This is a genomic window from Marinococcus tarijensis, from assembly GCF_054971385.1.
Genome location: NZ_JBQOJA010000025.1, coordinates 18539 through 43134, shown reverse-complemented (window position 1 = coordinate 43134; position 24596 = coordinate 18539). Strand labels below are relative to the sequence as shown.

Sequence of the window (24596 nt, the reverse complement as noted above, 5' to 3'; positions counted from 1 at the left end):
GAGTGTACTTCTTTGATAAACATAAGAGTATTAGAGCCTGCAGAACAACCGCCGATGGATCTCTTGTTATCGGCAGCCCCCGCGGAATCTGTGGTAGAAGAACAGTTATCAAAAGGGACATGCTATATCGCAGAAAACGAGGAGCAGCGCGTGATCGGAGTCATTATCACGGTTCCCCAGACATCCGATACGTTAGAAGTGGTTAATATTGCCGTGGATGAAAACGAGCACCATCAGGGTGTGGGTAAAAGAATGATGTATCACATTCTGGCCAAAGCTATGGAGCATCGATATCAAAATGTTTGTGTGGGGACAGGTAACTCCAGCATTGATCAGTTGGCCTTTTATCAGAAGTGTGGGTTTCGAATCACGAGTATCGACCCTGATTTCTTTATTAGAAATTACGATACTGCTATTTATGAGTATGGTATTCAGTGTCGGGATATGATTATTCTCTCTCAGGCATTGAAATAATAAAGATGTTTCTCTCAAAATTTCATGGACCGTAATTTTTTCATATTAAACTCACCATTGTAGAAGGCAAGGCGTTTCAGTCACTGCATTTACCTAAAACGGTTGATTCAAACCCTAAGGAAAGCGGTCATTTCTCAAGGTGATATAGTTAAACACACACATCAATAAATATTCTTCCCTATTCATCAATGATTTTTGATATATTCCTTGTTTTTTCCTTTTCTTTCCTTTATGCTTTTGTTATATCAAAAAAAATTGATATAAAGAAAGGAGACCTCTCTATGGCTCTTTCATCCTCAACCCCCGGAGCGGTTACCCATTCGTCGTTTGCGGGCTATGAACACCAATTTAAAGCACTGGCCGACCGCCAGCGGCTGGAGATCCTGCATCATGTGACGGAAGCCGGAACGATCTGTGTCTGTGATCTCGCGGAACGCATGGATCTGCCGCAATCCAAGCTGTCGTATCATTTAAAGATTTTACTTGATGCTTCGCTCTTATTGCGGGAAAAGCGCGGCACCTGGAATTATTACATGCTGCATGATCAGGCCTTAAACCATCTACTGTCCGAAGAATTGTGCTGTCTATTCCGTGGAAAGTAGAAACATTGATACATTCGTAAACAAGGGAGGATAAACCATGAATATTCATATTGGATTGAACACTAGTCACCTGTCAGAAGCAGTGGATTTCTACACCAAATTGTTTCATGAACCCCCGGTCAAACAGAAGAATGACTATGCGAAATTCCTTCCCACAGCTGTGCCAGTAAATTTCACCTTAAATGTACAACCGGATGTTCGCGGCAATCAAGTGGAACATTTCGGTGTGCAGATGGAAGATGCGGAGACCCTGGATTACCATAAGCAACGGCTGCAGCAGGAAGGGTTTTTCGCCCGCGAAGAAACGGATACCACGTGCTGCTATGCCCTGCAGGATAAATTCTGGGTGACCGATCCGGACGGCAATGAATGGGAATTTTTCTATACAAAAGCTGACGTCGAAGCTTCGAACAACATAAACGGAGGAGCTTAATATGAACATGTACGAACGAAGAAAACAACTGCAGCAACAGCATGAAGCGATCCACCGGGCCAGCCGCTCAGCCTGGCAGCAGCCGTCTATCCAAGAACATAAGTCCCTTTCGCTTGCACGCTTTCGTCGCCTTTCACGAATAGCCCGGGAGCCGGAATGCTGTGTTCCTTGCTGTTAAGAACTTGAAAGGGAAAAACCAATCTTTACGAAGGTTGGTTTTTTATTTATGGGTGAATCAAAAAGTACACTTAAAGCAGCAGAAATTAATAATGTCCTGAAAAAGATCTAGTTAACATTATATAAAGAGTTAAGAATATTCTATTTGATCTCAAAATGTGATTCTTATAGTTTTTACTTTTTCTTAAAAACGTTCGACCAATGTGGAACGTTTTTAAGAAAAAAATACCATAACCTCATTATTATTATGGAACATGTCAAAAGTAATTATTATAGGTTATGATACGTTAGTTATGTTGATTATCGGCTCTAGTTTTAAATCTTAAGTAAATATTATTTTAGCTATCATTTAAGCTTGAAAAATTATTTCTTTACAAGAAATTAAAGAGCGAGGTGGTTTTGTAGCTGCGTTCACTCCAAGAAGTTTTCAAAATATCCTACATATCAGTAAATAGATAAATCGACCGTGACCTGCTTTCCTGTGCATGTTCAAGAGAAAGGCCTCCTCAGCGAGCATGGAGACTTTATAGCCTTAATCGTGTCGCCGGATAATTATCCGGCTCTTGCTGTAGTACTACATGTAACGAAAAAATGGCTCCAGTTTTCTAGGTGAATTTGGACTTGATTAGGTCACTGCAATGTTTTCGGAGCTTGGTGTTTGTAGGTAGGTAAACGTACAGAACCTGCTCGTGTGAAATGGTGGCCCGATCCACAAGGATAAAGTTGTGCATGAAAACTCGATATAGAGATTGCTTTTGTTCGAGCGACAACGGCTGGTGATGATTATGGATTGTCAGGACCATTGGCCAATGGATGTTTCTTTTCGGCTTCGTACTGATATTCAAAAATTTCACAGACTGTAATAATTTAATCTATTTAATTCTTATTTTAAGGGATTCCAGCATTTGGAGGCATCGTCGGTAAAAGGTGTATTCTAACTTAACCTAAGGAAATACAACATTTCCTTAGGGTATGAATCTGTTCCTGGAATTGGCTTTATTAGCTTTAAAATTGAAATATAGGTATTCCTTTAATAATGTTATTGAATTATAAAATAATTATGGTATGTGAAATTAAAGAGCTAGTTTGCTTGATTTTAGGAATTGTATTAATTGTAATTATTATATATACTATACTTATAATATGTACTTTGAAAGAATGATTAACAAACAACCTTTTCAAATATGAAAGGAGGCGTCTAAGATGGCGCAAGCAGAGAAAAAATACACTCGTCGATTAAACCAATCAGGAAATAGTCTTTCAGCTGGAATACCTAAAGCAATTGCTGATCAGCTAGAATTGGCCAAGGGTGATGAACTTAATGTCTATTATAATGAAGAAACTGGGGAAATTATTATGAAAAAAGCGAATCATTCCTTACCGGAAGGCGTACGGACAGACGTTTTACAAGCCATGAATCGTGCCGTAGATAAATATGACGACGCTCTTCGTAACTTAAAAAACAGGTGATAGCTTGGAGGCAATGATTTATGGAGGTATTTTACTTTTCTGAAGAAGAAATCCTCTTCATTCATTACACTATTATGGAAATGTATAACGACAGCGATCAAGCAGGGGTTAAACAATACGAGAGGTTCCAAACAATGTTGCACCGACCAAAAACTGAACTATACGGTAAAGAAATGTATCCTTCTATTCCAGAGAAAGCTTGCTGCTATTATCATTCCATTGCTAGGAGCGGTCATATTTTTCGAAATGGGAATAAACGAACAGCTTTAACAGTTTTCGATTCCTTTTTAACCCTTAATGGCTACAAGCTTACACTTACCTCCAAGCAAGCAGAAGATTTTACCGTTTATTTAGCCTATGATGATAAATTCAAAGAGAATGATTGTATTCACTATATAATAGAAGAAATAGGGGAATATATTCAACCTTTAGAATAATAGATCTTTTTTAAAAGAATGGTCATACTAATGTATTTTTTGCTTGAAATTTAACTATTTCAAGCTTTTTTAGTACAGTTTTTTCGCCGAGAATCGAGCTGTGTTGCATTTAGAAATAAAAACCTGGGTTGTAGTCTTCCAATTACAAATCTCAGATTTCTGCAAATAGACCAAAATAATATTTTCCATTTACATAAACGTTTCAGTATATGTGAATGGAAAATATATTAATTGTTAATTATTTTAAACAACAAGAATATTATACATAAAGGGAAGAAGCCCTAGAGACGTCACTCTACCCTTTATAATCATTTATTTATATTACCGCAAAGTCTCTACTAATCTTTAAACATTATTCTATTCCTTTCTCATTCAAAATCTAATGAAGCTTCGTTATAATCACCTTTACGTTCGAGTTTCGTCAAAAGATCATCACGAACTCCTTCAGCGACGTCTGTTTCAAGGTATTCGTCACCGTCAAAGAAAACCTGTGTAATCAATGTTTTATGGCCATCGGCAATGAACATGATATGAAGATGGGGAGGCCGCATAGAATGTTGTTCTGCATAGGCCAGAAATTCTCCTGTAGGGCCATCCACCGGAATGAAATATGGAATCGGCGTTATAGTTTTCACTTCAAATTCGCCGTTTTCATCCATATAAAAGTGCCCACGCAAATTGTAATCTGGAGCATCAGAATCAAAGTTAGAATACTTTCCTGAAGCATCATCGTGCCACATTTCTACTTTGTTAAATGTTTATAGAACACAACTCTTAAAACAACTAAGCATAAAATCAAAACCCTCAGTTTAATGTTAAAACTAAGGGCTGAAAATAATAGATGGGAAGGTCTAGCTATCCCATTTTGAACGTAATATACATGAACAGAAATTATTCTGAGGATATTCTGGTTCGAAATATTTGATAACGTCCGATTTTATATTTCCAAAAGTTGTTTCAGGCTTATGCTTAAACCCATCGTAAAAAGCTTTTATAACATCATGCTTAAAATCTCCTCTAGGAAATTTATTGACTATTGCTTTTCTTATATCATTAGCATATTGTTCCCAATTATCTCCCATGACATCCATACCTACGCCATGGTACAACAATGCCACGTTATCTTCTTTATGTTCGGCTACTCCTAATGTTGTGTGTAAAGCAATAGCATCCCAAGCTAGTTGTAAATCATGCTCATGATAATTATATGTTTCTAAAAATTGTCTTACAGTATTAGCGCCATCTACTTCAAACCTTAAGTCACTACTACTGTACTGTTCTGTTAAACCTAAATCATGAAACAAAGCCGTAATATAAAGCAATTCCTTATCGTAATTCAAATTATCTTGCATACCTTTTATTTCTCCAAATAAATAAACTCTATTTGAATGGTTCCAAATTAACTCATTACCATATTCTTTCACGATTCCTTGTGCGTCTTGAATAATTTTACTATCTGGCACTTTAATTTCGTCCAAATTACTAATCATTAGAAAGACTCCTTATAAAAATATAATACAAATATTTTCCCCATTAAGAGTTTTTGCTAAACTTTAAATAGTTAAAGTGTTCTTCCGTTTAAAAAGGTACAATGGCTTCGATCCTGGTATTCGCATTTTTTAACAAGGCAAGCTTTGGCTATTTACTTTCAGCTGGCAGCAAGAACAGGGAGAAGCTCTTTTGCGGCCACGGAGCTGGAAACCATCTGTGTGCTTATGAAGAGTACATTTCAGCACTTTGGGTAAACGCGTTTTCTTCAATTTCAAATCCGGCGTCCTCAATCATTTGAAGATCTTTTTTCCATGCCTGCCCCGGCGTTGTTAAATAATCACCCAGAAAAATCGAATTCACCGCATATAAAGCAAGCGGCTGCATGCTCTTTAAATTTTCTTCGCGTCCGCCGGCTGCCCGGATTTCTTTCGAGGGAAGAATCATTCGGGCAAGTGCTAAAATACGGAGGCATTCCTCTGGCCGCAGGCCCGGCTGGTGTTCAAAAGCTGTACCCTCAATCGCATGAAGAAAATTCACGGGAATGGAATCAGCACCGATCTCTTTTAAGGCATACAATACATCGATAATATCTTCGTGGCTTTCCCCCATGCCGGCGATTAAACCCGAACAGGGGGAGATGCCTGCCCGGATAGCCTCATTCACCGTTCCCGTCCGGTCTTCGTATGTATGAGTGGTAACAATGTTTTCGTGAAAACGTTCCGAGGAGTTGACGTTATGGTTGTAACGGTCTACACCAGCTGCTTTCAGCCGCTGGCCCTGACCCTCCTTTAAAATTCCCAGGCAGGCGCATACTTTTAACTGACTCGTAGCTTTAATTTCTTCGACTGCTTCTTCCACGATCCGAAGCTCTTTTTCTGAGGGACCGCGGCCGCTTGCCACAATACAGTAGGTCCCGGCTCCGCGCTTTTCGGCCTCCCGGGCTCCCTGGACGATTTCTTTGGAAGGCATCATACGGTATTTGGAAATCACCGCTTTGGAATCGATGGACTGGGCACAGTAACCACAGTTTTCCGAGCATAGGCCGGACTTTGTATTGATGATCATATTTAATTTTACCTGGTTCTGATAGTAATGCGATCGGAGCATATAGGCCGCTTCCAGCTGCTCAAGCAGCCGTTCCCCAGGTTCCTTTAGAAAGGCAGCTGCTTCCTCTTTTGTTAAATGTTTTCCTTGTTGTATTTCTCTGGCCCGTTCAATCCAGAATGTGCCCATAGGTTATGCAGCTCCTTTTGATGAGTTTGTTCCTCGTTCTGTTTTTCGTAAAATACGCAGAAGGCGGCGTGCCAGCCAGGCTGCTCCCACAGCTAATAGAATATCCTTCGGCATCGGTGCAAGCATCCACAGCCAGGCCGTGGTGTACGAAAATCCGCCCGGAGCGGCAAACCACCATTCGTAGGCCATATACATCCAGTTCGTCCCGATCAGGTAGTTGAGCGCAGTACCTATAAGTGCTGCTGTGCTAAAGGCTGCGAATGAATGCTTTTTTGCAGAGAGGAGACCTACAACGTAAGCAACGAGGATATAGGAAAGTAAAAAGCCAAACGTCGGTGAAATGACAGCATCCAGCCCTCCTGACCAACGGGCAAATACCGGCATCCCGGCGAGGCCGATCAGCAGGTACAAAACCATGGCCAACGGCGCATATTTTTTGCCAAGCAGCAGGCCGGCTAGAATACATACCGCTGTTTGAAGGGTAATCGGCACCCCGCCAATCACAAAAATCGGAGCGATGGACGTGATATTTGCTCCAACCATCATTAAAGCCGCAAACAAGGCGGCTAAAACAAAGCCGTGTAGTCGTGACTGAATCATGAGCTCCCTCCTTTTGTAGTACGTTAACAAAGATGTTTCTTTCACAATAAAATCATTTGCCCATTAGTATATAGAGATAAAACCATATTGTAAACCAAATAATTAAAACAGTTAACAAAATTACATTCTCTAAGTTAACCACGTCGTTAAATTATGTTTTCTAGTTAGCGTTGGGGTTGGAAGAGGTCTAGGTACCAGTAGGAAAGAAATTTTTATAGGAGAAGTATATTTGTTAAAGCCGATGATAAACTGGTTCTCCCGATCTTTTGGTGAAGACATTTTTGGGGAATAGAAATAGTATCACGAGGAAGAGGAGGCGGTTGGATGAACGTGTCCTGCTTGTATCCCGGTTGGGACTGTTTACATGTTGGTCTGTCGTCGAGCCAAATGAATGTCTACCTTCAAAGGCCGAGCCTTGACGGTGTCTGCCCGTCTTGTCGCCATGTATCACAGCGTATTCACAGCTATTATTGGCGAACATTAACTGATACGCCCACGGGCGAGCGTGCGGTGCTTCTTCACCTTCGGTGCCGAAAATTCTTTTGCCGTCAGCAGGCCTGCAGCCAGCGTATTTTTACGGAACGGCATTTGGCCTGGTGTCGCCCTTACGCCCGAAAAACCGACCGGCTTCGATCCTTCCTCACCAAACTGGCTTTTTCTCTGGCTACTGAAGCAGCCAGCCGGTTGGCTCCTTTTTATGGCGTTCGAGTAAGTGCGGATACCTTTTTAGCTTTGGTGCGAAGTGAGCCCCTTCGTGCCTTTCAGGCTCCCACTGTGATTGGCCTGGATGATTGGGCGATGAAGAAAGGGCATCAGTATGGCACCCTTATTTGTGATTTGGAAACCAAAAGACCGATCGGTCTTTTTGCCGGACGAACGACGGAAACCGTAAAAGCATGGCTGGCTCCTTACCCTTCGATTCGCATGGTTACCAGGGACGGCTCCCGGGAATACGCCAAAGCCATTGCGGAAGCTCGTCCCGATGCCCTTCAAATCACGGACCGGTGGCACCTTTTTCATCATGTGAGCCGATCGGTCGATCACTGGCTGAAACGAGTCTTTCCCGGAAAGGGGACCATTTCGGTCTCGATCGCTTTTTCCATATCCACAGCCAGCGACCCAACCTCGCGCCCATTGACCGAAAAAGAAGAACAAAAATGGCAGGTGATCCAACAGGTGCAGGCTCAGCACCGCCAGGGCATTTCGATCTCCCGCATCAGTCGGAATTTGTCTCTGGATCGAAAGACGGTCCGGAAATACTGTTCGCTCCGAACCCCGATGAGCCACGAACGTCACCGGTCCCATAGCGTGGAACCGTATCGATCGGTCATCCTTCCCTTAGGCAAGAAGGGAGTTTCTGCTCCCCATATTTTCACGGTCATTCAAGCCCGAGGCTATCAAAAATCCTTCTCGACCTTGAAGGATTTTCTCGCTCGTGTACGTGCTAGTCCGGCCGGCTACGCCTCTCCCCATGTGTTTCCTCTGTCGCGCAATCGTCTGCCTACGTATCTTTGGTCCCCATCAACGCTTTCGTCGCAGGAAGCAGCTGCCATCAAGGTTTTAGAGGACCAACATCCTTCCCTTCGGGAAGTGAAAGTTCTGGTGGAGACGTTTCAGCAACGAATGCAGCATCGAACCGACTGGCCGTCCTTTAAAGCTTGGGTTCACCAGGCTGCTCAAAGCTCCATCCCCGAAATGCAAAACGTCAGCACCTACTTGGTTTCGGACTGGCAAGCCGTGGCCAATGCGTATCGTTTCCCCTGGAGTAACGGGCTGGTGGAAGGACACGTGAACCGTATTAAGGTGATGAAACGCCAAATGGTTGGTCGGGCCAACGTCGATCTATTGCGACAAAAAGTTCTTTATACCTGGCCGAAGATATAGCGAAAAAATAATTTTTTATCTTCCATACACTCACGTTTTCCTTCACCAAAAGATCGGGAGAACCAAAGATCGACCGGCCTTGACAGAATGAGGATGAAGAGAAATTAATTAAAGAATATGCTAGAGCCAATAACGTTAGTCTATTCGAATTATTTCGTTCGTTCGTGTTAGAGCATATTGAAAATGATATTGACTTAAAACTTTTTCATCAAGCCCTCCAAGAACATCGCGAGGATCTAAGCGATATTTCTTTCGATGAGATGATGAAAGAATTAGAATTAAACAAGTGACGTAATACGAAATATGATTTGAAAAGAAAGCACAAAAATCATTAAAAAACGGATAAGTACCAGGCGGGCGTGCTTATGGCTTGGATTAATAAAAACATAGTGGGTACAACTAACCCTAAAGCGCATGGAAAAGAGGTAACGGCAAACAAAGCTGGAGAATGGCGATATCGCGTAGGCTATCACCGAATTATAGCCCACATCAATGATGAAAAGATTATTATTTTAATTTTAGAGATTGGTCATCGCCATAATATTTATAAATAAAACAGCAAAGGATATTTTTTTCACAAGAAGGGGTTATGAACTGACAATCAGCGCAATTATGTAAATACCAAGAGAATTTGGTCAAACGATATGAAAATATAAAATGATTTAATTTATAATTACAGTCCGTGAAATTATATGATGAATGAGGAGAAAAATAATGAAACCTAAAATCCAAGATGTGGCCAAAGCAGCCGGTGTTTCCCCGACGACGGTCTCTCGTGTGCTCAACAACCGGGGCTACATTAGCCAATCGACCAAAGATAAAGTATATCATGCCATGGAAATGATTAATTATATTCCGAACGATCTTGCACGCTCTCTATACAACCAAAAAACGAATTTGATAGGGGTTATTGTTCCCTCGACCAGCAACCCGTTTTATGGCGAACTCGTGGCTGAAATTGAACGTGCCTGCAACACTAAGGGGTACAAAGTGCTGCTCTGTAATAGTCTGCACGAGGCTGATAAAGAGCAGGAATATTGGGATATGCTCCAGCGAAACCAAGTCGATGGCGTTATTGTCGTCACTTATAACCGGGGGCTCGTTCCTAAAAATCACGCTGCTCCGTCTGTAGCCATTGACCATTATATATCCAGCCATATGCATGTCGTCAGTTCGGATAATTATCAAGGAGGAGAGGCTGCCACCCAGGAACTATTATCCCAAGGGTGCCGGAAACCCATACATATCAAAGGGTGTTTATGGTATGTACTATCAAGAACCGTTCCGCCAACAACTGCACTATTCCCCAAGAGAAAACTGGATGAATGATCCTAACGGTTTAGTTTATTTCGAGGGAGAATATCATTTGTTTTATCAATACAACCCGTACGGAAACGATCACGCCCATATGCATTGGGGCCATGCGGTCAGTCAGGATCTTACTCATTGGAAAGAACTGCCTGTCGCGTTGGAGCCGGACGAACTCGGTACCATTTTTTCTGGAGGAGCTGTCGTCGATAAGGAAAATAGCAGTGGGTTGTTTCAACAGGACTCTGGAGGGATGGTAGCCATCTATACGCAGGACGGGGCCACTCAACAGCAAAGCATCGCCTATAGCGAGGATCGCGGACGTACATGGACAAAATACAAACATAACCCTGTGATTGAGAATCAAACCATCAAGGACTTTCGGGATCCCAAAGTGTTTTGGCATGAAGAGACCCAAAAGTGGATCATGGCCTTGGCATGCGGCGACCACATTCAATTCTATCATTCCCCCAATCTCATTAACTGGACGTACCAATCTTCCTTTGGGCAAGAGTATGGTTCTCATGTGGGCGTATGGGAATGCCCGGACCTTTTTCCTTTAACTGTGGAATCGACTGCCACGCAACAGTGGGTCCTGATCGTGAGTATTAACGATGGGGGGCCTAACGGCGGCTCTGCCGTCCAATATTTCACCGGCGATTTTGATGGGGTTCAATTTCACGCTAATGAAGCGCCCATGGATGCCATTAAATGGGCAGACGAAGGCACCGATTTTTACGCTGCTGTTTCATGGGAAAATACCGCATCCAGGTACTGGATCGGATGGATGAACAACTGGCAATACGCAGGGAAGGTTCCCGTTTCTCCTTGGCGCAGTTCGATGAGCATGGTCCGTCGGCTCTCTCTTCAACAGGTGAACGAAGCATATGTATTAAAACAAACGCCTATTTTACCTAATGATTTAGGGGACGAACAGAACCCCATGGCCGGGAGCCAGAGGCTGGTGCCAACCAACGATATTGCCGCTTTCGATATAAGCCCGCTCTCGGACATTCAATTGACGGTAGGAGCAAAGAATACCAGTACTGGTTGGGGGATGCATTTCATTAGTGACTTGGAGGAGCGATTTACCGTGGAATTTGATGAATCCAAGCATACCTACACGGTGCACCGGACGGAGGGCATGACTGAGTTTTCCCCTCACTTCCCAGGTGAACACACCGGTTCTCTGCACCAATGGAAGGTCGAAAAGGTTCATTGCCTGCTCGATCATGCATCCATCGAATTGTTTATCAATGACGGCCTGAGTGTTTCGACGACCTTGCTCTTTCCTAAGGGCTCACTCTCTCGTCTGGAAGTCTTCTCCAAAGACCAACCACTTGTGTTAGACAACGTAAATATTACTGACCGTGTGTCCATATGGAATGATCAACACACGCCGGTAAACTAACAGCAATTACCTTCAAGGGAAAAAGATCTATCCTTTCTTCCATCTCATCTAAAGGAGTGTGCAACGCATGAATACGTTCCAAAACAGCAAGTATTGGTTTTCATCGGGGTATTTGTTTCTATTTTTCGTGACCTGGTCGATCTGGTGGTCCTTTTATGCGATATGGCTCAACAATTCATTGGGCCTATCCGGTGCTCAGGTGGGCAATATCTATTCATTTAATTCGTTTTTTGCCCTCTTGTTTATGATCGGTTATGGGCTGCTTCAAGATAAACTGGGAACCAAGAAAAACCTGGTGTGGTTCCAGAGTATATTGTTGGTCGGCATTGCCCCCTTTGTCATCTATGTCTATGAACCGTTACTATTATCATCGTTTTATCTTGGAGCTGCTTTAGGGGCTATCTATCTAGGCGCTGGATTTGTGGCAGGGGCCGGATTTTTAGAATCGTACACCGAAAAGTTGAGCCGGAAATACGATTTTGAGTTCGGAAAATCCCGTATGTGGGGGTCATTAGGCTATGCGGTTGCTGCACTTGGAGCCGGCGCCCTGATGAGCATCAATCCTCATATCAATTTTTGGTTGGCTTCGGCGGCTGGCGTGTTATTTTTCGCATTGAATCTTTTCTTTAAAGTCGACATTTCGACCAAGGAACAAAAACAAACCACGAATATTTCGAAGAAAGATCTCCGATTCTTATTTACCAATAAAGTTTTTTGGTTCTTGTTAATTTATTTGTTTGGAACCGTTTGTATTTATACCGTGTACGATCAGCAGTTGTTTCCGGTGTACTTTGTGGAGCTGTTTGCCAGTCAGGAGCAGGGAAACACCATTTACGGATTTTTGAATTCGGCCCAGGTCTTTGTCGAAGCTATGTTCCTCTTTTTAGCTCCCTTTATTGTTAACAAAATAGGGATCAAACGATCTCTCGTTCTAGCCGGAAGTATTATGGCCTTTCGTATTCTTGGCTCGGCTACCGTTACCAGTGGCGTTGGGATTTCGTTCATGAAGATGCTTCATGCCGTCGAGCTTCCGTTGTTGCTGATTGCTGTGTTTAAGTATATTACCGCCAATTTCGACGTACGACTTTCCGCTACCGTCTATCTGGTCGGCTTTAAGGTCTCCAGCGAATTAGGCGTCATTCTATTTTCCGGGCTCGTGGGCTACGTCTATGATTTAACGAGCTATGAAACGACCTTCTACATTCTTGGGTCGGTGGTCACTGTTTTCGTCCTCTTCTCGTTCCTTACGCTTAATAATGATCATCAGGAACCTCAACGGATGGAGACCTATGACACCGCTCAGAATAAAGCATAGCCCGTGTAAGAGCTGGTTTTGATACTCAAATTTATTACGAACTTTTCACGGTTTCAAAGATAGAACAAAGAAGAGATGTTTCTTACACTAATAGAAGAAACATCTCTTTTTGCTATCAATAACAACAAACTTTTTATAACGATACTTTATCATTGGTATCAGGTAGCTCGTTTCCAATCGAAAACGTCGTGTGTAAAACCTGCGCAATAGCCAGAAGTGTATCTACTCGGGGCACCGTGATCCCTGCTTCAATACGTCCAATCGTGGATTTTGGTTTTCCAATCGCATCTGCCAACTCCTGTTGGGAAAGACCCTGGCGTTGGCGTTCGGTTTTGATAATCGCCGCGAGAGCTGCTTCCTGTTTTAGTCGATCAATATGCGCTTTTCCCATGGTTTCCTGGTAATGATCGAATGCCTTGCTCATCCCAACTGCCTCCTTTGTTTTACCCCTTGTTATTTGGAATCATTTGTCCCATAAATTTCGTAACATTCTTCGGCTGGAATAATGTCCGGTCGTCGAATCGCGCCGTTATACGTCTTATCAAAATGATGCAATAGCAACACTTTCTGCCTTTCATGAATCACAAATAACAAACGGTGATTGCCGGTTTTGGCGCCATCGATCCCCCAACGGTACAGTTCTTCTAATTCGGTATGTCGATATACCTGTTTGATCGACGATGGTACAGTATCTCTCCCTGTTTGATTCTCTTCCGGCGGGTACGGATTATATTCGAGGATCGCTCGCTGCCGGATGTACTGATCTGCGATTTTACCCCAAATCCCCTGGCGACCTCGTTGCTGCCATTCCTGTGTCGCGGCATTGAAAAGCCAATCTTCGAACACTTGGACATTTCCTAATGCTTGTACGTCATATGCCATCGTTGGTCCATCCATTCCCAGGAGATTCTCTATACCCCTATGATAGCACAAATGCCATCATAGGGGTATAGAGAATCATCTACGCTAATAAAAACGGATCTACTTCCTATAATCTACTTTGTGTTAACGTACTAGAGCTAATGTTTTTTTCCTACCTTAAGTTCTCTTCATTGTACAAAAAAGCGAAACTATTTCCTTTCTTCCTTAGTTCCCCGTTAATTACGACGGTAAATCGAACCCTGCCAATGTAGCATCCTGGTACTCATATCGAAGACACTAGGATCGTGGGGAGGAGGAGAGAACGAAGATCCCATGTTTATGCTGAAAGCTTTCTAGGACCATGGAGGCTTTGCCACGTATATTCACTACTTCCATCTTCTTATCACCAACCAACATTCGATTTTGATGAACAAGTTCTATAAGTAACTATGCACACGTTAGCATTTATAGTTGTCCCAGAACAATAAGAACTATAAATACTGAACACTGATTGAGTTTGTAATCTTTTATTTTTAGTGATAAGGTAGTAGGTACAGTTTAAATAATCAGTTGTTTTGAGAATGTTACTGGTGAAGCAGGCTAAACTCAAATGGGCATCGAGTGAAATTTAGCTCGCTACCCTTTTGAGTTTTTTTATGCCTTTAATACGTTCTTTTCGATTTTGCTCTTCATTTAGCATTCCAAAATAATGAAGTCATAAGCTGGAAGGAGGCGGCTCGCATGAAAATTAAACAAGTTTTTAATAATAATGCCATTAGCGCGCTTAACGAACAGCAACAAGAAATTGTCATTATGGGAAGCGGACTTGGGTATATGAAAAAACCGGGGGAATTTGTCGAAGAAAATCGGATAGAAAAAGTTTTTACCATTGATAATATTGAAACATCTAACCGCTTAACAGTATTGTTGAACGAACTTCCAGAAAATATGCTTGATATTTCCGATGAAATCATCAAACACGCTAAATTAACGTTAGGTAAAAACTTAAATGATGTAATTTACGTCTCCCTGACTGATCATATTTATTATGCCCTTGAACGTCATGAAAAAGGCATGGACATACCAAACGCTTTACTTTGGGAAATCAGCAGGTTGTATCCCGAAGAATACAGCTTAGGAAAGCAAGCTTTAGAAATTATCAAAAGACATACGGGACAGTCACTTCCTAACGATGAAGCTGGTTTTGTTGCTCATCATATTGTGAATGCAGAGCTGAATGAAGACATGACAAATGTGATAAATATTACCCGTTTAACTCAGCAAATACTCGATGTGGTGAAATATCACTTTCAAATTGACTTTGCCCCCGATTCCCTTGCTCACCATCGTTTTATTACACACTTGAAATTTTTTGCGCAACGACTATTCAGTGGAGTGATCGGTAGCAGTCATGATCAATTTTTATTTGATATTGTTAAAGAAAAACACTGCCATGCTTATCGATGCGTGAAAAAGATTAGTCAGTTCATTGAGTCTACTTATGGTTACTCTCTCTCCATTGATGATCAATTATACCTGACCATTCACATTAACCGCATCACAGAACATGTTGATGCACCCAAAAGTCTATAATACAAGTTTTCATTTGGAAATGTTACTGGTAAGGCAGGCTAAATCCAAACGGCTGATCTCCGAGCACTTGTGTGTTCGCTTCAGAAACCGTTTGGATTTTTTATTTTAAAAGGAAAGGTGGAAGGTTTGATGAAAGAAAAACAATTAGCTGAAGAAATACTGCAGGGGGTCGGTGGACAAAAAAACGTTAACAGTCTCGTGCACTGTGCGACCAGGCTCCGATTCAAACTCAAAGATTTCGCGGAAGTAGATAAAGAATACCTTCGTCAGCATCAGGATATTTTAAGCGTCGTAGAAAGCGGAGGCCAGTTCCAAGTAGTGATTGGCAGCTCAGTAGCTGATGTATATGACGAAATCATTGCTATGGGGAATTTTCAAGAAGAATCATCTAAAAGTTCGTCTGACGCACAACCAACTGCAATGTCACGTTTGTTTGAATTTATATCTGGCAGTTTCTCTCCTTTGATACCAGCTTTGGCTGGATCGGGAATGATTAAGGCTCTCCTTACGATTCTGACTTTTACTGGGGCACTATCCGAAGAAAGTGGTACATATGCGCTTTTATCGGCAGCAAGTAATGCAGTTTTTTACTTTCTCCCTATTTTCCTGGGTATAACAATTTCAATGCAATTAAAAGCCAATCCTTACGTGGGAGGCGTTATTGGAGCTGCTTTATTTGAGCCCACCTATACAACGTTGATGGAGAGCGGGGAAACCACAGGATTCCTTGGAATTCCTGTTGTATTAGCTGACTATTCTACATCGGTGTTTCCTATCTTTATTGCTATCGGTATTTATGCATTGCTAGAACGCTATTTAAAACGTTTTATTATGAAAGACCTGCAATTGTTCATGGTGCCTATGTTGGCTTTAATGATTATGCTTCCCCTTACCGTGATTCTGTTCGGGCCTTTTGGAACATATGTAGGTGGATCTATTTCATCCGGTGCTTGGTGGTTAATTGAAACAAGCGGATTTATCGCAGGCATTCTGCTTGGAGGTCTTCAGGCCTTCCTCGTAGTTTTTGGTCTTCACTGGGGGATTACACCTATTACGCTTGATAATCTTTCAACTAGAGGCGGAGATCCTATTGAGGCATTATTTGCTTGTTCGGTCTTCGCCCAATTGGGAATTGCAGCCGGTGTTTTTCTTCGGGCCCGGCATCGGAAAAATTTACGGGCACTTGCTGGTTCTACTTCTCTTACCGGCCTGCTTTCCGGTGTTACCGAGCCTATTCTTTACGGGATCATTTTGCGGTATAAACGAGTGATCCCAATGCTCATTATTGCCGGCGCAGCCGGCGGCGTCATCAACGGGACCAGGGGAACGCAGATGACTGCTTACGTATTTCATAACATTTTTTCGATACCGGCTTATTCACCTATGCTCACTCACATTATTAGCATTAGTGTCTCCTTTATTACGGGTATGGTTCTTGTTACGCTGTTTGGTTTTGAAAGCAATCAGCAGCGATTTGAAGACGAACTGGAAACAGAGGACAACGGATCTGTAGAAGCAGCCGCCACCACCCAGTCCTCTATAAAACAAGAGGTTATTTTTACTCCAATTTCAGGAAGAATTAAAGAATTGAATGACGTAGATGACCCTGTTTTTTCTTCAGGGGCCATGGGCCCTGGCCTGGCTATAATACCTTCCAACCATGAAATTAAAGCGCCTTTTGATGCTGTAGTAACAGCCGTATTCCCTACAAAGCATGCGGTGGGGCTAACCAGTAGCGAGGGCACAGAATTGCTCATACATGTTGGTATCAATACCGTCAAATTGGAAGGAGAGCACTTTGAAATCTTTTTTGAAAAGGGAGATAGTGTTTCGGCAGGCGAACTGCTCATTCGTTTTGATCATAACGCTATTAAAGAAAAAAAATTCGATATGACTACCCCTATTATCGTCACGAACGCGAGAACGGAACAAGAACTATACGAAACGAATAAAATGAATGTATCAACCGGCGATCCTTTTTTTACCATTGTTTCTTAAAATCATATGCAATTTTTACGTTAGGAGAGATCATTATGATGCATAACAAATTAAAACCATTTCCGAGCAATTTTCTTTGGGGAGCTTCAACTTCTGCTTATCAAACCGAAGGAGCTTGGCAGGAAGAAGGCAAAGGTCTTTCTGTTATTGATGTAGCTAATCACGTTGAAGGTGTAGCTGACTTCACGGTAGCAAGCGATCATTATCACCGCTATAAAGAAGATATAGCTCTCATGGCAGAAATGGGGTTAAAAGCATACAGGTTTTCCGTGGCATGGACAAGAATTTTTCCTGAAGGCGATGGAGATTTAAATGAACAAGGAATTGCATTTTATAACCGTTTAATTAATGAGATCATTTCTTACGGCATGGAGCCGATTCTGACGATGTACCACTTTGACCTTCCTCAGGCACTGGAAGAGCGCGGGGGGTGGTCGAACCGTGATACTGTTAAAGCATTTTCTACTTATGCAGAGACACTTTTTCATTTTTTTGGTGATCGTGTTTTTTACTGGTTAACGATTAATGAACAAAATATGATTATTCTTCATGGAGAATCGATCGGCACGTCTTCTCAAAGCGAAAAAAACCCTCAAAAAGATTTGTATCAACAAAATCACCACATGCTTATCGCTCAGGCTGAAGCTATGGTCATATGTCATGAACAGCTGCCAGAAGCCAAGATTGGCCCTGCTCCAAACATAGCGCCTATATATCCGGCCACGTCAAAACCAGAAGACGTGCTGGCAGCTGATACGTACGCCTCCATCCGCAACTGGCTTTATCTGGATGTTGCGGTACACGGTCATTACCATCCAACAGCGTGGGCCTATCTGGAAAATAAAGGGTACACACCTGAAATGCTTTCGGGTGACGAAGACCTTCTCCAAAGGGCCTTACCAGATTTTATTGCGGTTAATTATTACACATCGCAAACTGTGGCGGAAAGTAGGGGGGATGAGAGCGATTATTCTCACACCGGTGATCAGCATGAAACAGTGGGAGAGCCGGGAGCTTATCGAGGCGCAGTCAACCCAAATCTTCCCAAAACAGATTTTGGATGGGAGATTGATCCGGTTGGATTTCGTACCGTGCTTCGTGAAGTATACAATCGCTATCACCTGCCTATTATTGTCACAGAAAATGGCCTCGGTGCTTTTGATAAATTAGAGAACGACGAGACGGTTCGTGATCCATACCGTATTGAATTTTTAGATAAACATATTACCCATATGCAGGAAGCTATTTCTGACGGCGTGGACGTTATCGGTTATTGCCCGTGGGCAGCCATTGATCTCATCAGTACTCATCAAGGATGCAGCAAGCGTTACGGGTTTATTTACGTGAACCGGGAGGAGTTCGATCTTAAAGATCTTCGGCGTATTCGAAAACAAAGCTTCTATTGGTATCAAAAAGTGATTCGTACTAATGGAGCAGTACGAGAATATATTTCTTTGAAGTAAACGTTTTGAAAGATAAATAAAGAGGTTGGATACAGGAATTTGCTCAGCCATGGAAAACACCCCATTTTTAGATGCAAAAATGGGGTGTTCGTTGCATTGTCTAGAAATCAAGAATTTTGGTCGATCAGGGGATGACTCAAATCATCTAGGGATTTTAGCCTTTTGGTTTCCAGTTATTGCAATTTTCCTCTAGCCTCTATCATCAGTTCTTCCACTATGCCATTATCCGAAAAAAGGTAAGCTTTTTCATATAAATTGCTGACCGGGCAAATGTGATTGGGGATAATTTCCACTTTGTCGCCGATGCTAATGCGCTGACGAAACGAAGCGTCATTAATGATCGCGTGTTCATCAAATACGCCGTACACGTGTACATTTTGATATCCTTTTAATGTGCCAAAGCCCTTCGTGGCCGTAAGGCCACCGCTTCGGCTTTGAGCCGTGAGTCCTTTCGCTCCCACATCGGTAATGACACGTTCAGCCGTGGGTTTGCTAATGACCGTGGAGAGCACCGATGCTGCACAGCGACGGTAATGGCCAAGAACATTCCCTTGGGAAACATCCATAAGAATATATGTTCCCGGTGGGATTTCCGTCACCTCCTCTGGAATATCCGCCCCCCAGCATAAATGGCGGGGTGGAGCCAATGCTGACCACATCTAACTTCATGCCTTTTTTTCTTGCCAAAGAAGCATACTTTAGGGTTTCCGCCACACTTTCCCGATAAAGCTCTAGACACTCTTCCACACTTGCGGCTTTATACGTATGGCCATCATGGGAGAAAACACCAATCAACTCGATATGATCGACGTGTCGTAACTGCTCCAGCAGGTCAAGGAAGGTTTCCTGAGTCGTTACTCCCGAACGTTGTTCTCCTACTTCAATTTCGATAAGCACCCGGGCTTTGTGTGCCGTGTCTGCAAACACTTCTTCGATTTCCTGGATGTTATACAAGCTATCGATTCCAAAGGACACTTGAATGGTTTCGGCTAAGACTTTGATTCGGCGTAACTTGGGCTTGCCTACAATTTCGTTAGCAATGAAGATATCTGTGAGCCCACGTTTGGCCATGACTTCTGCTTCTCCTACTTTGGCTACCGTGATGCCTTTCGCTCCCAATGCTTCCTGCCTTTGCGCTAATGATGGCATTTTATGCGTCTTAGTGTGGGGACGCAAACGAACCTGCTGTTGGTCCGCATAGGTTTGCATGGAACGAAGATTGTCCTCCATGATGGTTTGGTCTATCAGGAGAGCGGGAGTGTCAATGTCTTTCATTTGCATTGGGAATGGACTCCTTTCAAGCGACCAATGAAAAAGGAATACTTCCATTTGCTTTTGTATAATTTTTATATATAGTGTTTGTAACAACCCTTCAACCCACAGACTGGGGAAAGACATACCGGGACCATTGAAGAAGAAGCCCGTCAGGCCCTGAACCATGGGCAAACCATTGTCGAAGCAGCCAGAAGAGTGAAAAGACGAAAAATGTAGTTTTCTCAGGCATACCATTAAAATAGGTAGGCCAGAAGTTAAAGGGGGGATAGATAAATTAAAAACATTTTTTCCTGCTATGTTCCTAAACACCTTCTCTATGAATCCCGTGTCTGAAGATGAAGCAATTGAATACTTGACAGATTGAAATTTATGGCTAAAAGAGGCCCATTTTCAACACAAATGATTGCCATTCCCAGTCATGCTTTTAGCATAAAAATCATTGTGAGATCTTAATTTTCAATTTGTTTAATTATTTTCGCAGGATTCCCACCAACAATTACATTATCTGGAACATTCTTCACTACTACTGCTCCAGCAGCAACAACTACATTTTTTCCAATAGTCACTCCAGGGGCTATAACTGAATTTCCTCCTAACCAAACATTATCACCAATGACAACTGGTTTTCCATATTCTAGACCGGATATCCTTGTCTCTGCATCTAATGGATGGGTGGCAGTATATATGCATACCCTTGGTGCAAGCATACAATTTTTTACCTATACTTACCTTGCAGACATCCAATATAATACAATCATAATTCGCAAAAAAATTCTCTCCAACATGGATATTAAAGCCATAATCACAGTTGAAAGATGGTTTTACACAGAATTTTTTGCCTGTTTTTCCAAATAAGGACTTTAATACATGACTTCTATTTTCTACCAATGAATCATTAAACTCTGCCAGTATTTTCTGTGCTCTAATATGGTCTTTTCCGAGCTTTTCATCAGGGAAATATAATTCTCCAGCTAACATTTTTGTTTTTCGGTTTTCACAGCAAATCACTCCTAATATTTTTCTTTCATATAGAAGTAATAAGGCCTGTTTCTTTTCGAAAATTTCCTCAGCATACAAAACTTCCACATGATATTTGTGTTACCTTATGTGTATTATTTTCGATGACAAAAAATTTAAAGGAACACTGGGCCTAAATGAAATTTCTGCCATTGTCTAGAAGCTCTAAATTTTGGATATTTTGAAAGACATCTTCTTGTGTGATGCTATTTCAGGCATCTTGTGTTAATCAGATGCCTGAAGATGAAGCAATTGAATAATCGTCCGCAGCACCGCCTGATCATCGTTGGATCGAATAATATAGTTCGCGGCTTCCTGCACCTCAGGATACGCATTTCGAACGGCAAAACTATACGCTCCCGCGTCCAGGAGTTCAAGATCGTTGTACCCATCACCAAACACCATGGTTTGCTCGGGAGTAACGTTCAATAGGTGTTGCAGTTGGCGGGCGGTCGTTCCTTTGTTGACGTCCGCATTCGTAATGTCGATCCATGTGTGTTCGGAGACCACTATGTAGGCCTCTTGCTGAAAGGGATATAATTGCTCCCTGGTTTTGACACCATTTCCGTATCGATCATGAACCGTAATTTTCATAAAAGGATCCGTAATTGTGGAAAAAGATTCGACGGCTTCGACTTTCGCATAGGAGCCTCGAACAATCTGATATTCCTCCTTGGGAATAGAGGCTTTCACGTAGGCAGCATGTTTGGTACAAGCAATAATCGTATGCGTGGCGTCCATCCGTTCCAGCGCTTCAATCACCGTGAGGCCGACGGCATTGGATAATAACGATTCGTACACAAACGATTGCTGATGCTTAATGCGTGTCGCACTATCCCCCAGAATCCACATATCATGAGCCTGGGTGCCGAATAATTCTTCCACGCGTTCACACTGTTTGCCCGTACAGGGGGCAAAAGATACACCCTGCTGGTGCATCATGGCCTGCGCCTGTTGAAAAAGATCTTGGTCGAACGTTCCTTGACTGTTTAAGAAGGTTCTATCCATATCGGTGACAATCAGCTTAATCATCCTATCTTCTCCTTTTTCCTATTGCTTGCATCCTATCCATGTTTCGTAAAAACATCCATTACCTGTAGGCTGGTTGGTACTTCTGCAGGCGTTTATTCAATGCCTCTGACCCCCACAACATCCCGCCAACAAACAAAGCAGTCAGTAGCGGAAAAACAGCGATGGAAAAAGACGAAGAGACCAATCCAACCATTGGGGGCAGTAACGTACTGCCGGTGTAGGCCGTGGCCATTTGATACCCCATGATCGTGGATGAGGCTTGGGAACCAAACCGTTCGGGGGTTTCGTGAAGCATACAAGGAAAAATAGGCGCAAATCCTAACCCAATAAGAATAAGGCCTGCCAGCGAAAAACCGGCACTCCAAGGAATGATTAACAGTATCACCCCTGCGAAAGCCGTTAGCTGGCCGATGCGAATTAACCGGCGGTTGCTTATCCGAAAGGTCACAAACCCGGTGATAAAGCGGCCAACCGTAATTCCTCCGTAATAGAAGGAAATATAACGAGCCGCGGTGGACGGATCAATGCCGCGGGTATTGACTAAATAGCTGCTCCCCCACAACCCTACGGCCGATTCCACCCCACAATAAAACAAAAAGGAAAGCAGGGCCAGTTTGACCCCGGGGGTGCTCAGCGGATGCCCACGGGGATGCTGTTGGTCCAATGCTTCGGATGATTCCGAAACGGCCGATTCCTGTCTCTGGATACGTTTGGCTCGCCAGAGTGGCAGGCTTACCATCAGAACCAGCACCAGACTCAGTTGAATGAGGGCCAGCGTGAGATACCCATTCCGCCAGGCTTCCTGATTAGCGATATGGTACGCCATAATGACAGGTCCCATGGTGGCACCGATGCCCCAAAAGCAGTGAAGCCAGTTCATATGATGGGCCTGATAATGCCTGGCAACATAGTGGTTCAACCCGGCATCAACCGCTCCAGCTCCCAGGCCTAGAAGCAACGAAAAAAGGTACAGCCATCCCATGGAGGGAGCTCCCGAAAAACCGAATAACGACAGCGAGGTGACCAAACAGCTAACAGCTGTGACACGTCCGGTTCCAAAGCGTTGCAGGAGGAACCCGCTGCAGAGACTCGAGATGATCGTGCCACTGGCCACGATCATAAATAAAACCCCAGCCATGCTCAGGGGTGCCTGGAAATGTTCCTGCATCGTCGGCCAGGCAGCTCCCAGGACGGAATCCGGCAACCCGAGGCTGATAAAGGCTAAGTAGATAATTACAAGAAGAAAAAGGGCCATAACATCCTCCTTTGTTTCATGATAAAACCATTAACTTATTAAAATAATTTAATAAGTTCTTTTACTACCTTAGCACAGTTTCTGTATTCTTTTCACGCTTTTTTAGATCATCTACGAAGATATTGGGTTATGATTGTGCGTGGATAGACAAAAGTGATACACTGCTGATAATACATAACTTATTAAAAATTTTTAATAAGAATATAGAAAGGAGGAGCAGCTGTGCCTCGTTCGCCGTTGGGAAGCAAAAAAACCATTGAACAGGCCATTCGCGAGCAGTTACTCCATCGAGGACGTGCGACGAAAAAGGACCTTACCGACCGTGTAAACGCCAGCTTTCCCACGATTGGGAAGCTTCTCGATGAAATGATTGATCGGGAAGAAGTGTATCCATTGGGGGAAGGGCCTTCCAGTGGGGGCCGGCGGGCTCAGCGCTATTCCTACAATGCGTCTTATCGATTGGGACTGGCCATTTACATGGAAAAACAGGAAATGCACAGTATCGTTTTCGATTGCCTGGGAGAAGTAAAAGCACAACAACGGGTCTCCGGCTCCCTGGAAAACGAAGGTTTGGCGCTGTTGCTTCGGCTCATTGCGGAAAGAAGAGAGGGGTATCCCCGCATTGGAGCTATTGCCATTGGGGTGCCCGGGGCCGTGTCCCATGGAAAAATCATTCATATTCCAGATTATACGGTGTTGCAGCACTTTCATCTTCAAGATTACGTGGAACGTACCACGGAACTTCCCGTGATCGTGGAAAATGACATGAATGCAGCCGTCTTGGGGTATCAAAAGCGCTGGCATCTTCCGGAGGAACACACGCTGGTGTACATGTATTTTGGCGCCAACGGCCCTGGCGCAGGGATTATGACCCAAGGGAAGGTCCTGCAGGGAAGCACTCATTTCGCTGGTGAAATCTCCTACATTTTTCAGCAGCATCGGCAGTCAAACGAGGCCGGGGCTCTCACCTATGATTTTCATGACGCGCGCCTGCTGGACGCCCTTCACCGGGTCATTGGCAGTATTGTAGCGATATTAAACCCTCATCAGCTCATTTTTTCCGCTGCAGAAGTTTCCGGAACCATCCTTCATGTGCTAAAAGACCCCAAGACGCTGTATGTCCCCAGAGAACATTTGCCTTATATGGTCGCGAGTGATTGGGAACAAGATTATCTCGTTGGCCTTCAACATCTCGGTCACGAGGTATTGATCCAGGCCATGAATGACTAATTTTTTTATCATGATCAAACGAAAGGAGAGACGACCG

General features: G+C 43.2%; 22 protein-coding genes and 4 pseudogenes. 16 read left to right on the top strand and 10 right to left on the bottom strand.

All coding sequences use genetic code 11. The annotated features are described in order from the left end of the window. The 6 genes from ACTTK7_RS13300 to ACTTK7_RS13275 all read left to right on the top strand — a co-directional run. Positions 1–474, top strand: a 474-nt coding sequence (locus ACTTK7_RS13300) for a GNAT family N-acetyltransferase (protein ID WP_462868568.1), incomplete at its 5' end; no start/stop codon positions are given. Positions 475–755: 281 nt separating this feature from the next. Beyond that, positions 756–1076, top strand: a complete 321-nt coding sequence (locus ACTTK7_RS13295) for an ArsR/SmtB family transcription factor (protein ID WP_462868567.1) — start codon at positions 756–758, stop codon at positions 1074–1076. A gap of 37 nt (positions 1077–1113) precedes the next feature. Next, a complete protein-coding gene (locus ACTTK7_RS13290) occupies positions 1114–1509 on the top strand; it encodes an ArsI/CadI family heavy metal resistance metalloenzyme (protein WP_462868566.1) in 396 nt (131 codons plus the stop codon). Between the two features lies 1 nt (position 1510). Then, positions 1511–1687 carry a hypothetical protein gene (locus ACTTK7_RS13285; protein WP_462868565.1) on the top strand — a complete coding sequence of 59 codons (177 nt, stop codon included), beginning with the start codon at positions 1511–1513 and terminating at the stop codon, positions 1685–1687. A 1202-nt stretch (positions 1688–2889) separates the two neighbouring features. Continuing rightward, entirely contained in the window at positions 2890–3156 is a 267-nt protein-coding gene (locus ACTTK7_RS13280; protein WP_462868564.1) for an AbrB/MazE/SpoVT family DNA-binding domain-containing protein, read from the top strand. 20 nt (positions 3157–3176) lie between these two features. Beyond that, positions 3177–3593 carry a type II toxin-antitoxin system death-on-curing family toxin gene (locus tag ACTTK7_RS13275; RefSeq protein ID WP_462868563.1) on the top strand — a complete coding sequence of 139 codons (417 nt, stop codon included), beginning with the start codon at positions 3177–3179 and terminating at the stop codon, positions 3591–3593. A 368-nt stretch (positions 3594–3961) separates the two neighbouring features. Here ACTTK7_RS13275 and ACTTK7_RS13270 read toward each other — a convergent pair whose 3' ends face one another. The 4 genes from ACTTK7_RS13270 to ACTTK7_RS13255 all read right to left on the bottom strand — a co-directional run bounded on the left by ACTTK7_RS13270 (position 3962) and on the right by ACTTK7_RS13255 (position 6917). After that, positions 3962–4333 carry a dioxygenase family protein gene (locus ACTTK7_RS13270; RefSeq protein WP_462868562.1) on the bottom strand — a complete coding sequence of 124 codons (372 nt, stop codon included), beginning with the start codon at positions 4331–4333 and terminating at the stop codon, positions 3962–3964. Between the two features lie 111 nt (positions 4334–4444). Next, a complete protein-coding gene (locus ACTTK7_RS13265) occupies positions 4445–5083 on the bottom strand; it encodes an HD domain-containing protein (protein ID WP_094908985.1) in 639 nt (212 codons plus the stop codon). A gap of 223 nt (positions 5084–5306) precedes the next feature. Then, positions 5307–6317, bottom strand: a complete 1011-nt coding sequence (gene bioB, locus ACTTK7_RS13260; RefSeq protein WP_462868561.1) for a biotin synthase BioB — start codon at positions 6315–6317, stop codon at positions 5307–5309. 3 nt (positions 6318–6320) lie between these two features. After that, positions 6321–6917, bottom strand: a complete 597-nt coding sequence (locus tag ACTTK7_RS13255; RefSeq protein ID WP_462868560.1) for a biotin transporter BioY — start codon at positions 6915–6917, stop codon at positions 6321–6323. 324 nt (positions 6918–7241) lie between these two features. Between ACTTK7_RS13255 and ACTTK7_RS13250 the strand changes: the two genes are divergently transcribed. The 6 genes and pseudogenes from ACTTK7_RS13250 to ACTTK7_RS13225 all read left to right on the top strand — a co-directional run bounded on the left by ACTTK7_RS13250 (position 7242) and on the right by ACTTK7_RS13225 (position 12835). Continuing rightward, positions 7242–8801 carry an ISL3 family transposase gene (locus tag ACTTK7_RS13250; RefSeq protein WP_462868559.1) on the top strand — a complete coding sequence of 520 codons (1560 nt, stop codon included), beginning with the start codon at positions 7242–7244 and terminating at the stop codon, positions 8799–8801. A gap of 98 nt (positions 8802–8899) precedes the next feature. Further along, positions 8900–9091: pseudogene (gene relB / locus ACTTK7_RS13245) on the top strand (type II toxin-antitoxin system RelB family antitoxin); the annotation flags it as partial. 75 nt (positions 9092–9166) lie between these two features. After that, positions 9167–9355, top strand: a complete 189-nt coding sequence (locus ACTTK7_RS13240) for a type II toxin-antitoxin system RelE family toxin (RefSeq protein ID WP_462868558.1) — start codon at positions 9167–9169, stop codon at positions 9353–9355. 160 nt (positions 9356–9515) lie between these two features. Further along, positions 9516–10055, top strand: a pseudogene (locus ACTTK7_RS13235) (LacI family DNA-binding transcriptional regulator); the annotation flags it as partial. Between the two features lie 10 nt (positions 10056–10065). After that, positions 10066–11520 carry a glycoside hydrolase family 32 protein gene (locus tag ACTTK7_RS13230; RefSeq protein ID WP_462868557.1) on the top strand — a complete coding sequence of 485 codons (1455 nt, stop codon included), beginning with the start codon at positions 10066–10068 and terminating at the stop codon, positions 11518–11520. A 67-nt stretch (positions 11521–11587) separates the two neighbouring features. Further along, positions 11588–12835, top strand: a complete 1248-nt coding sequence (locus tag ACTTK7_RS13225) for an oligosaccharide MFS transporter (protein ID WP_462868556.1) — start codon at positions 11588–11590, stop codon at positions 12833–12835. 133 nt (positions 12836–12968) lie between these two features. Here the strand turns inward: ACTTK7_RS13225 and ACTTK7_RS13220 are convergent, their stop codons facing one another. Both ACTTK7_RS13220 and ACTTK7_RS13215 read right to left on the bottom strand, forming a co-directional pair. Beyond that, entirely contained in the window at positions 12969–13259 is a 291-nt protein-coding gene (locus ACTTK7_RS13220; RefSeq protein WP_462868555.1) for a helix-turn-helix domain-containing protein, read from the bottom strand. Between the two features lie 29 nt (positions 13260–13288). Next, the gene (locus tag ACTTK7_RS13215; protein WP_462868554.1) at positions 13289–13717 is read right to left on the bottom strand and encodes a hypothetical protein; all 429 of its coding nucleotides are present in this window, start codon (positions 13715–13717) and stop codon (positions 13289–13291) included. A 720-nt stretch (positions 13718–14437) separates the two neighbouring features. Here ACTTK7_RS13215 and licT point away from each other — a divergent pair. The 3 genes from licT (at position 14438) to ACTTK7_RS13200 (ending at position 18750) form a co-directional block, all read left to right on the top strand. Then, entirely contained in the window at positions 14438–15289 is an 852-nt protein-coding gene (gene licT, locus ACTTK7_RS13210) for a BglG family transcription antiterminator LicT (RefSeq protein ID WP_462868553.1), read from the top strand. Positions 15290–15418: 129 nt separating this feature from the next. Next, positions 15419–17287 (top strand): beta-glucoside-specific PTS transporter subunit IIABC, encoded by a 1869-nt coding sequence (locus tag ACTTK7_RS13205; protein ID WP_462868551.1) that lies wholly within the window; start codon positions 15419–15421, stop codon positions 17285–17287. A gap of 35 nt (positions 17288–17322) precedes the next feature. Continuing rightward, entirely contained in the window at positions 17323–18750 is a 1428-nt protein-coding gene (locus ACTTK7_RS13200) for a glycoside hydrolase family 1 protein (RefSeq protein WP_462868550.1), read from the top strand. A gap of 173 nt (positions 18751–18923) precedes the next feature. Here the strand turns inward: ACTTK7_RS13200 and ACTTK7_RS13195 are convergent. From ACTTK7_RS13195 to ACTTK7_RS13180, 4 genes and pseudogenes are all read right to left on the bottom strand, one after another. After that, positions 18924–20031: pseudogene (locus ACTTK7_RS13195) on the bottom strand (alanine racemase). A gap of 443 nt (positions 20032–20474) precedes the next feature. Beyond that, positions 20475–21003: pseudogene (locus ACTTK7_RS13190) on the bottom strand (DapH/DapD/GlmU-related protein). A 264-nt stretch (positions 21004–21267) separates the two neighbouring features. Beyond that, entirely contained in the window at positions 21268–22074 is an 807-nt protein-coding gene (locus ACTTK7_RS13185) for an HAD-IIB family hydrolase (protein WP_462868548.1), read from the bottom strand. A 58-nt stretch (positions 22075–22132) separates the two neighbouring features. Beyond that, complete coding sequence (locus ACTTK7_RS13180; RefSeq protein ID WP_462868547.1) at positions 22133–23329, bottom strand: MFS transporter; 1197 nt, start codon at positions 23327–23329, stop codon at positions 22133–22135. 222 nt (positions 23330–23551) lie between these two features. On the opposite strand from ACTTK7_RS13180, the gene ACTTK7_RS13175 reads away from it, so the two are divergent. Continuing rightward, positions 23552–24559 carry an ROK family protein gene (locus ACTTK7_RS13175; RefSeq protein ID WP_462868546.1) on the top strand — a complete coding sequence of 336 codons (1008 nt, stop codon included), beginning with the start codon at positions 23552–23554 and terminating at the stop codon, positions 24557–24559. Positions 24560–24596 lie beyond the last annotated feature (37 nt).

Coding starts and splice junctions, on each gene's coding strand:
- ACTTK7_RS13295 (WP_462868567.1), top strand. CDS start 756: ATGGCTCTTTCATCCTCAACCCCCGGAGCGGTTACCCATTCGTCGTTT.
- ACTTK7_RS13290 (WP_462868566.1), top strand. CDS start 1,114: ATGAATATTCATATTGGATTGAACACTAGTCACCTGTCAGAAGCAGTG.
- ACTTK7_RS13285 (WP_462868565.1), top strand. CDS start 1,511: ATGAACATGTACGAACGAAGAAAACAACTGCAGCAACAGCATGAAGCG.
- ACTTK7_RS13280 (WP_462868564.1), top strand. CDS start 2,890: ATGGCGCAAGCAGAGAAAAAATACACTCGTCGATTAAACCAATCAGGA.
- ACTTK7_RS13275 (WP_462868563.1), top strand. CDS start 3,177: ATGGAGGTATTTTACTTTTCTGAAGAAGAAATCCTCTTCATTCATTAC.
- ACTTK7_RS13270 (WP_462868562.1), bottom strand. CDS start 4,333: ATGTGGCACGATGATGCTTCAGGAAAGTATTCTAACTTTGATTCTGAT.
- ACTTK7_RS13265 (WP_094908985.1), bottom strand. CDS start 5,083: ATGATTAGTAATTTGGACGAAATTAAAGTGCCAGATAGTAAAATTATT.
- bioB (WP_462868561.1), bottom strand. CDS start 6,317: ATGGGCACATTCTGGATTGAACGGGCCAGAGAAATACAACAAGGAAAA.
- ACTTK7_RS13255 (WP_462868560.1), bottom strand. CDS start 6,917: ATGATTCAGTCACGACTACACGGCTTTGTTTTAGCCGCCTTGTTTGCG.
- ACTTK7_RS13250 (WP_462868559.1), top strand. CDS start 7,242: ATGAACGTGTCCTGCTTGTATCCCGGTTGGGACTGTTTACATGTTGGT.
- ACTTK7_RS13240 (WP_462868558.1), top strand. CDS start 9,167: ATGGCTTGGATTAATAAAAACATAGTGGGTACAACTAACCCTAAAGCG.
- ACTTK7_RS13230 (WP_462868557.1), top strand. CDS start 10,066: ATGTACTATCAAGAACCGTTCCGCCAACAACTGCACTATTCCCCAAGA.
- ACTTK7_RS13225 (WP_462868556.1), top strand. CDS start 11,588: ATGAATACGTTCCAAAACAGCAAGTATTGGTTTTCATCGGGGTATTTG.
- ACTTK7_RS13220 (WP_462868555.1), bottom strand. CDS start 13,259: ATGAGCAAGGCATTCGATCATTACCAGGAAACCATGGGAAAAGCGCAT.
- ACTTK7_RS13215 (WP_462868554.1), bottom strand. CDS start 13,717: ATGGCATATGACGTACAAGCATTAGGAAATGTCCAAGTGTTCGAAGAT.
- licT (WP_462868553.1), top strand. CDS start 14,438: ATGAAAATTAAACAAGTTTTTAATAATAATGCCATTAGCGCGCTTAAC.
- ACTTK7_RS13205 (WP_462868551.1), top strand. CDS start 15,419: ATGAAAGAAAAACAATTAGCTGAAGAAATACTGCAGGGGGTCGGTGGA.
- ACTTK7_RS13200 (WP_462868550.1), top strand. CDS start 17,323: ATGATGCATAACAAATTAAAACCATTTCCGAGCAATTTTCTTTGGGGA.
- ACTTK7_RS13185 (WP_462868548.1), bottom strand. CDS start 22,074: ATGATTAAGCTGATTGTCACCGATATGGATAGAACCTTCTTAAACAGT.
- ACTTK7_RS13180 (WP_462868547.1), bottom strand. CDS start 23,329: ATGGCCCTTTTTCTTCTTGTAATTATCTACTTAGCCTTTATCAGCCTC.